Annotated in this window: 5 protein-coding genes; all 5 read right to left on the bottom strand. The window is 66.7% G+C overall.

What is annotated here, in order from left to right:
* Positions 1–210 precede the first annotated feature (210 nt).
* Positions 211–1,584, bottom strand: a complete 1,374-nt coding sequence (locus V5A20_RS12180) for an alkaline phosphatase D family protein (RefSeq protein ID WP_332327449.1) — start codon at positions 1,582–1,584, stop codon at positions 211–213.
* A gap of 190 nt (positions 1,585–1,774) precedes the next feature.
* The gene (locus V5A20_RS12185) at positions 1,775–2,641 is read right to left on the bottom strand and encodes a hypothetical protein (protein WP_332327450.1); all 867 of its coding nucleotides are present in this window, start codon (positions 2,639–2,641) and stop codon (positions 1,775–1,777) included.
* Positions 2,642–2,726: 85 nt separating this feature from the next.
* On the bottom strand, positions 2,727–3,926 hold the full coding sequence (locus V5A20_RS12190; protein ID WP_332327451.1) for a GTP-binding protein: 1,200 nt from the start codon (positions 3,924–3,926) through the stop codon (positions 2,727–2,729).
* Positions 3,927–4,063: 137 nt separating this feature from the next.
* A complete protein-coding gene (locus V5A20_RS12195; RefSeq protein ID WP_332327452.1) occupies positions 4,064–6,469 on the bottom strand; it encodes a TonB-dependent receptor in 2,406 nt (801 codons plus the stop codon).
* 239 nt (positions 6,470–6,708) lie between these two features.
* A complete protein-coding gene (locus tag V5A20_RS12200) occupies positions 6,709–7,089 on the bottom strand; it encodes a hypothetical protein (RefSeq protein ID WP_332317099.1) in 381 nt (126 codons plus the stop codon).
* Between the last annotated feature and the right edge of the window lie 329 nt (positions 7,090–7,418).

The following is a 7,418-nucleotide window of genomic DNA, read 5'->3' on the forward strand; positions in this document are numbered from 1 at the left end:
TCTGCTTTGATTTTGGGTCGGATCGCGAGAGCGAGAGGTGACGGCGCGAAAATCGTAGCCTGAATGAGGGCTGTAGTGGTGCGCCCTGCGCGCCAGCGAAGAAGTGCTGTCAGAGTGCTGCCGGTGGACTGAAGGGGCGATGTGCAGCCCGGCGAGGCCGCGCGTACCCCGAGAGATAAATGAAAAATAAAAACAGCAACACAGCATCTCTCAGGGCGCGGGAAAGCAGCGGCTCCACTCAAGCAGGGTGATGAGCCGGTTGGCATCGGCCTCGTACCGCTTGCCGGTCCAGGTGACGCACACCTCTTCGCCCCCATCGTCCTGCACGTCCATCAGGACGAACTGCCCATCGTTTTGCCCCAGAAGGCGGGTGGGGGTGGGATACGGCCCGTGGGTGTACGGCCCGCCCTTCACAGATCCGAGTCGGTCGAAGGACGCCGCGTGCACGACCGGGAAGCCCCCGCCGCCCTCTCGCCCGTACTGGTTGTGCGTGCCGTCGTCGAGCGCCACCATGTGGGCGTCGCCGGAGAGCGCGACCAGCTGGTCGGCCACCCCGAGCGAGTCGATGTAGGTGGCCAGCTCGCGACGCTCCGCCGCAAACCCGCCCCAGTGGTCATTGGAGTCCCCCGGCGCCCCAATCCAGGGCACGCTACTGCCCCAGGCGATGACGGGATACTCGTCTTTGGCCTGGGCCAGCTGGCGCTTGAACCACGCCTTCTGGGCGGCCCCCATCATTGTCTGCACAGAATCGGGCGCCGCGTTGCGGGTGCGGGCCGAGCGCAGATCCGTGAGCAGAACCCGCACCCGCCCGACCGTGAATGCCTGATAGATCGGCTCCCTCCGCGTCTCCGGGGCGAGGTGGTAGTGCGGCACATACTCGCGGTATACCTGCTGGGCCACGTCCTGCCCCGGCGCCCGGCGCGAACTATTGTTGGGGCCGTAGTCGTGGTCGTCCCACACGTACGCCAGCGCCGTCGACCGGAAGAGGCGCGCCTGGGGAGGCGAGGCATGGACCTGCCGGTAGGCCGTGCGAAAGGCCCCTGGATTGGCCACGTCAATGTCTTCGTAGTGGAGGTCGCCCAGGTGCAAAAACAGGTCGGGGCGGGCGCGCCGGACCGCGTCGAAGACCGGGTGCCGCGACCCCGTCCGCGCACAGGCCCCCAGGGCGACCCGAAACGAGAAGGCCCCCGTTCCAAACGTCCGAAACTGGCCCTGCGCGGTGGTGTCGACCGTCCCCCCGCGGGAAAGCGCGTAGTGGTACGTGGTGCGGGGCGCGAGCCCGTCGAGGGAAAAGTGCCGCACGTCGGGGTTGGTGGCGGGGGCGGTTCCGTCGACGATTCGGGGATTCGTCCAGGTGCCGGTCGTGTCCACCGCCAGACGAACCTCGCCCTCCGGTATCGCGGGGCGGGCCACCACGCGGGCGGAGGAGTCCGTGACGCCCCCGGCCCACAGGACCGTCGCCGAGTCTTCTGGGGCCGAGGAGGGCCCCAGTAGGCCCAAGGGACGACACGCGCCCCCCAGCCCAAGGACCACCAGCCCAAGCGCAACGCCTCCAGCAAGAAGTCCAGCGCGGAATACAGTCACGGACACACAGAAGGGTCACAAGGGGGGGCGGCTGCCAAGACGGCTTCCTCCCCCCTCACTGGGCGAGCGTTCCGGAGCGCGAGAAGGATGGCGTTCAACCTCAGCCCCGCAGCAATGTTTATTGAGATCCCACCTTCCTCAAATCACCGCGCGCCACGTTCACCATCGAGCCGCCAGCGCGGAATTCGATTTACAGGAGCCCCCAGCACCCCGCGACGAGCACGCTTCCCACCAGGGTGCTCCACACAGCGTGGTGGCGCACGTTCCCGAGCCCCTCACACCTGGGGACCGATTCAGGGGCGGATGGCAGGTTGGCCGCGCGGTACAGCTCACTGCCCCATCCGCACCGCGGGAGGAAGTCGACGGCCACGTGCAGAAACAGCCCCGTGGCGGTCCCGAACACGACAGCATGAACCGCATCACTCGTCGGCGGGTCGATCAGTCCCACGGGGACCGCGGCGACGCAGACGGCCGCGGCCGGCCAGAGCAGGAGCGAGACCGGGGCGCCCCGTCGCTGCAGCCGGCGGGCGGCGGCATATCCGGCCGGGCCTTTGTGAGACACGATGGCGAGCCCGAGGAGCGCCCCGAGGGCCGGCATTGTGGCGTACACGGCCCCAATGACGAGCCCCGCCCCCAGCGCATGCATCGACAGCACCCACACAACTGGGCCCGCAGAACCGTCCGTGCCGGGCTCCTCACGGTGCAGGATCGTATGGACCGCGAAGCCGCCCACGATCCCGAGCGCGATGCCGAGCCCGCCCAGGGACACATCGTGCGACACAGCATTCGGCACCAGGAAGAGGGCGGCACTTGTGACCATGGCCCCGCTCGACAGCCCATACGCCCACGCCAAGCGACGAAGCCGCTGTCCCGGCGTCCCGACGATCTGCCTCTCCGCCCGGCGGCCCAGTTCCGCCCCTGCCATCATCACGAGAAAGGCCGTCCAGCCAATCGCAAGCAGCTTCGTTAAGCCCACCGCGAGGCCAAGAACGGTCATGAGGCCCATGCTGCCGCCACCGAGGCCGACGGCCCACCGGGCACGCTGGTCTCGGAGCATCGATGTTGAGGAGGAAGAACGCATTGCCGGTGTTGTCGTCGCTGTTCACGTTTCGGGCGCTGAAGGACACACGGGCGAGCGCCGCCTACGCCCGTGCTTGGTCCCACGACGGAAACGGGTCGGAAATCGACGGCGCGTCGTCCAGACACGCCTGCGCTTCGTCGTCCGTCATTAAACACGCGTCAAGACGGGCGCGGAGCGTGGCCTCCTCCATATCAACCCCGATAAAGACAAGTTCTTGCCGGCGGTCGCCATACTCCTCGTCCCAGCGGTCGAAGATGAGCGCCCGTGTCTGTGGGTCGTCCGGCCACTCCGCCTCCGGGAGGGCCGCCCACCAGTAGCCGGTGGGGCGCTGCTCCCGCATGCGTCCGGCCTGCGACAGTTCGCCCACGACGGCGTCACGGGTGCCGAGCCAGAAGAAGCCCTTCGCGCGGACCACTCCGGGCCAGGAGCCTTGGAAGACGTCCCAGAACCGGCGCGGATGAAAGGGACGACGCGCCCGGTAGGTAAAGCTGGCAATGCCGTATTCCTCGGTCTCCGGCACGTGCTCATCGTCCAGTTCCTTGACCCACCCCGGCATGTTCTGAGCGGCCTCGAAATCAAACGCTCCGGTCCCGACAACCGTGTCCAGGTCCACCTCCGAATGCTCGGTGGGAAGAAGGGTTGCCTCCGGATTGAGCGTCCGCAGGACGTCTTTCAAGAAGTTGACTTGCTCGGCAGAAACGAGGTCCGTCTTGTTGATCAAAATGACATTGGCGAACTCGATCTGATCGATAAGCAAGTCCACCAGCGTTCGATCGTCGTCCGGCCCGGTCTCCTGGCCACGATCGTGAAGCAGGTCGGTCGAATTGAAGTCCTCGGTGAAGCGAGCCGCGTCGACGACTGTCACCATCGTGTCGATTTTTGCGATCTCGGACAGGGTGTGCCCGAACTCATCGGACAGGTCGAAGGTGACGGCCACGGGCATCGGCTCCGAGATGCCGCTCGACTCGATCACCAGGTGGTCGAACCGCCCATCGTCGGCCAGCGCCTTGACCTCGGTCAGCAGGTCTTCCCGCATTGTGCAGCAGATGCAGCCGTTCGACATCTCGACCAGGCGCTCGTCGGTCTGCACGAGGTCGGACTGTTCTTCTACGAGGGAGGCGTCGATGTTGACCTCGGCCATGTCATTCACAATGACGGCGATGCGCTTGTCCTCGGCGTTGTGCAGAATGTGCTGGAGAAGCGTCGTCTTGCCGGCGCCGAGGTAGCCGGACAGGACCGTGACGGGAAGCTTGTCGTTCATGGCAAAGGGGAAGCTTTGGGCGTGAGACGTACAGCAGACTCATGAACCGGTGTGGACCGACGGGCCCGCACGGGGCCGGCCCGGCCGGTCTACGATCGGAACAGGACTGCGTCGGAATGGCATCGGTGCGCGGAGGGCTAAAACGGCACCGACAGGCTCACGCGCACGTCGCGGCCCGGCGACAAAGCATAGCCTTTGTACGTGTCCAGGAAGTCGCGGTACGTGGTGTCGAACACGTTCCGCACCGCCACCCGGAGGGACGGCTGTGCGCCGAGGCCGAGGGCAAAGCGGCTTTCGGCGGACGCGTCGACCGTCGTGTACGCCTTCGTGGACGCCGTGCCGAACGGCGGACCGAAGTCCCCGTCGAACTGAGAAAACGGCTCGAACCGGCCGGCCGCGTCCTTGTCGAAGCCGCGTTTCAGGTCCACCTCGATCCGCGGGTTGCGGAGCGGCCCCTGCCCGTCGGGCGTCAGGTGGACGAAACCCTGCACGTTGTTGGCCGGGAGCAGCGGCAGGTCGCCATCCCCACCGTCGCTGCCGAGCCCGTCGCCGGTTCCGCCCAGGACGGTAAACTGCCCCCCTACGTGCAGCCACGGCCGCAGCTGTGTTTCCACTTTCGCCTCAAGGCCGGGGATAAGGACATCGGTCTGGCTAGCGGCAAACTCGGGCAGGTTCCCATTCGGCCCCCTGTTGCCCGTGTTTTCCAGGAAGATGTAGTCGTTGATGGCGTTGGCGTAGCCAGTCACCTCGGCGGTCAGCCGGTCCCGCCGCACCCGCACCGACACGTCGGCGCTGTAGGCCCGCTCCGGGTCGAGGTCCGGATCCCCCACTTGAAAGGCGGCCACGCCGCCGTGCACCCCGTTGGCGTACAGCTCGAAGATACTCGGCGCGCGGAAGCCGCTGCTGAGGTTGGCCGCGAGGGCCACGCCGTCGGCCACTTTCACGTTCGCGCCCAGCGCGCCGGACAGCGTGAGGTAGTCGTTCTCCAGCTTGTCCGCGGCACGTGTGTTCTCATTTGGTTCCGCGTCGACGGTACGAAAGTCGCCCCGGACGCCCGCGTTCAGGGTCCACGGCGCCAGGTCAATCTCTTCGAACGCGAAGAGCCCCACGTTCCAGGTGTCGGCGGTCGGTTGGAGCTCGGCCGGGCCGCGGGTGTTGGCGTCCTGAAGCTGCACCTCGGCCCCAAGCGTGCCGCCCACGGCTCCAATCTTCGGATGGGCCACCTCCAGGCGGCCGGTGTAAATGTCAGTTTTCAGGTCCAGCGGGTAGTCGAAGTCGTCGAAGCCGCCGTTTTCGTCGATGAAGTCGAGGATTTCGTCTCCGTCCGCCGTTCCGGCCTGCCGAATCGAGGTCTGCAGGCTCAGGCGGGGGCGGATGACGAACCCGTCGGCCACGAGATTCGCCTTCGCCACGAGGTTGCCGTGCTCCAGGTTCTGGCCCTGCCCGTCCGCGTTTTCTGCCCCAGGCCCGCCGGTGGGCAGCAGAAAGTTGTGCCGGTTGATCCAGTAGTCGCCATAGAGCTGGGCAGACCCGAAGTCCCCCTGCGTGCCGACCTGGGCGTACCCGTTCCACTGCTCGAAATTGGTGAACGGAATTTCGCCGGTATACTTCGGGTCGTTAAATGGACCAGGGCTCTTATCCTCTGCTTCAAAGAAGGTCCTCTCCTCAGGGGCCGTATAATTGTCGGAAAGACGACGCTCGAACCCGGCGCGGGCGCCGACGCTTCCCCGAGCGCCCTCCAGGTCCAGCCCGACTGCGCGCTCGTTGTTGTTCGTGAAGTACTGGGAGCGGAATGTGCCGCCAACCTGCGTCTCATTGAGGTCGGCGGTGGGCGCGTCCTTGGTGAGGACGTTGATCGCGCCGCCGAGGGCGTCGGAGCCGTACTGGATGCTGCTGGGGCCGCGCACCACCTCGATGCGCTCCGCCTCGTTCGAGGAGGTGGTGGGGAAGTGACGCACGCCAAACTGGTAGTACTCCTGCGCAATGCCGTCTTTCAACACGCGAATGCGGTTGCCGGAGAGGCCCCGCAGGACCGGCTTGCCCGCCTGTGAGCCGGTCTGGATCGACGACACGCCCGCCACATTTTCGGACAGCACGTCGCCGAGCGCCGCACTGCGGTCGGTGTCCAGGTCCTCGGCGCCCAGCACGTCGACGCTCTGGGGCGTGGTGAGGGTGCTTCGGGCGCGGGCCGTGCCCGTCACAGTGACGCCTTCGGTCTCCAGCACACGCGTCTTGAGCGACACGTCAACCGTCACCGTTTCGCCGGCGTCGAGCGTGATCTCTCGGACGGCCGTCTGGTAGCCGACGAATCGGATTTCGAGGGTATGGTCGCCAGGGGGGAGGCCCTCAAGCCGGTACCGGCCGTCGGGCCCGGCGGTGGTGCCGCGCTGGAACGCCACGTCGGCGATCTGGGCGCCGGGCAGGGGCGCCCCGTCCGCGTCCGTGACGGTGCCGGTCACGGTGCTTCGGGAGGACTGAGCCTCAGCGGGGGAGACTAGGAGAGCAGTCAGAACGAAAAAAGCGGTCAGAATACGGGTCGACATAGAACGGGATACACTGGTGCAACGGAGCAAACAGGGCCATCCCGGCAGTACAGACGGGATGAGGAGACGAGAGGGAGGCCCAACCACTGCAGTCACGGAGACGACAGGCATGCACAGGGCCCCATGCCGCGCTGAGTCTGCTACTGTGCAGACAGACGCCGATCCTGTACGGGCGAGACGCAGACGCGCGGCTCGCCAACAGGGGTTGAGGGGGCGGAGCGATGCCGGAGGCAACGGGACTACGCGAGGCGGGCCCCAGAGGGAGATGGAGGCCCGCGAATAAACCAAACGGATGCCACGGCGGCGACCGCAGCGTGCGACCGGACTTCAACGGCTGGCTTCCCCATCACGCGTGGGGCCGTGGCCGGAATGGGCGCCGGTGGCACCAGCAGAAGGCGGGTGGCACAGAGGTCACACTCCGGCACAATCCGTCCATCGGTCGCGTCCGTCCAGAGCGGTCCGTCCGACGCGTGGACGTCCGCCGTATGGCAGGACGGCTCCGTCTCACCACTCCGCTGTGCCTCCCCATGCCGGACGAGGTGCACGGTCGGCCCGATCACCCCACCCGTGGCAAACGCCACGAGCAGAAGCCCGACCAGGATGGGATGACGGCCCTGCATGGGAAGAGGGGAGATTGTCAAGAGACACCTTGCCTATCGACGGGCGCCTGCCGGGGTTCCACGTGTGAAAACGACCACACATGCACATTCATTCAGATGGTCGGTCCCGGCCACACGGCCTCTTCCGGATCGACACTCTCGGCGCCGATGCCTAGGTTGACGGGTCCGTCACCGGTGACCCGGCCGCCGTCCGCCATGCCCGACTCCACCGTCCGCGTCGTCGACGTGTATCCGTACCGCGAGTCGTCCGTAAACCCCGAGTTTTTACTCCTCCACCGCGCCCCCGACACCCCATACGCCGGACAGTGGCGCATGGTGGGCGGCAAGAT

Source organism: Salinibacter sp. (genome assembly GCF_036626415.1).
Taxonomy (GTDB): Bacteria; Bacteroidota; Rhodothermia; order Rhodothermales; family Salinibacteraceae; genus Salinibacter.

Coding starts and splice junctions, on each gene's coding strand:
- V5A20_RS12185 (WP_332327450.1), bottom strand. CDS start 2,641: ATGCTCCGAGACCAGCGTGCCCGGTGGGCCGTCGGCCTCGGTGGCGGC.
- V5A20_RS12190 (WP_332327451.1), bottom strand. CDS start 3,926: ATGAACGACAAGCTTCCCGTCACGGTCCTGTCCGGCTACCTCGGCGCC.
- V5A20_RS12195 (WP_332327452.1), bottom strand. CDS start 6,469: ATGTCGACCCGTATTCTGACCGCTTTTTTCGTTCTGACTGCTCTCCTA.
- V5A20_RS12200 (WP_332317099.1), bottom strand. CDS start 7,089: ATGCAGGGCCGTCATCCCATCCTGGTCGGGCTTCTGCTCGTGGCGTTT.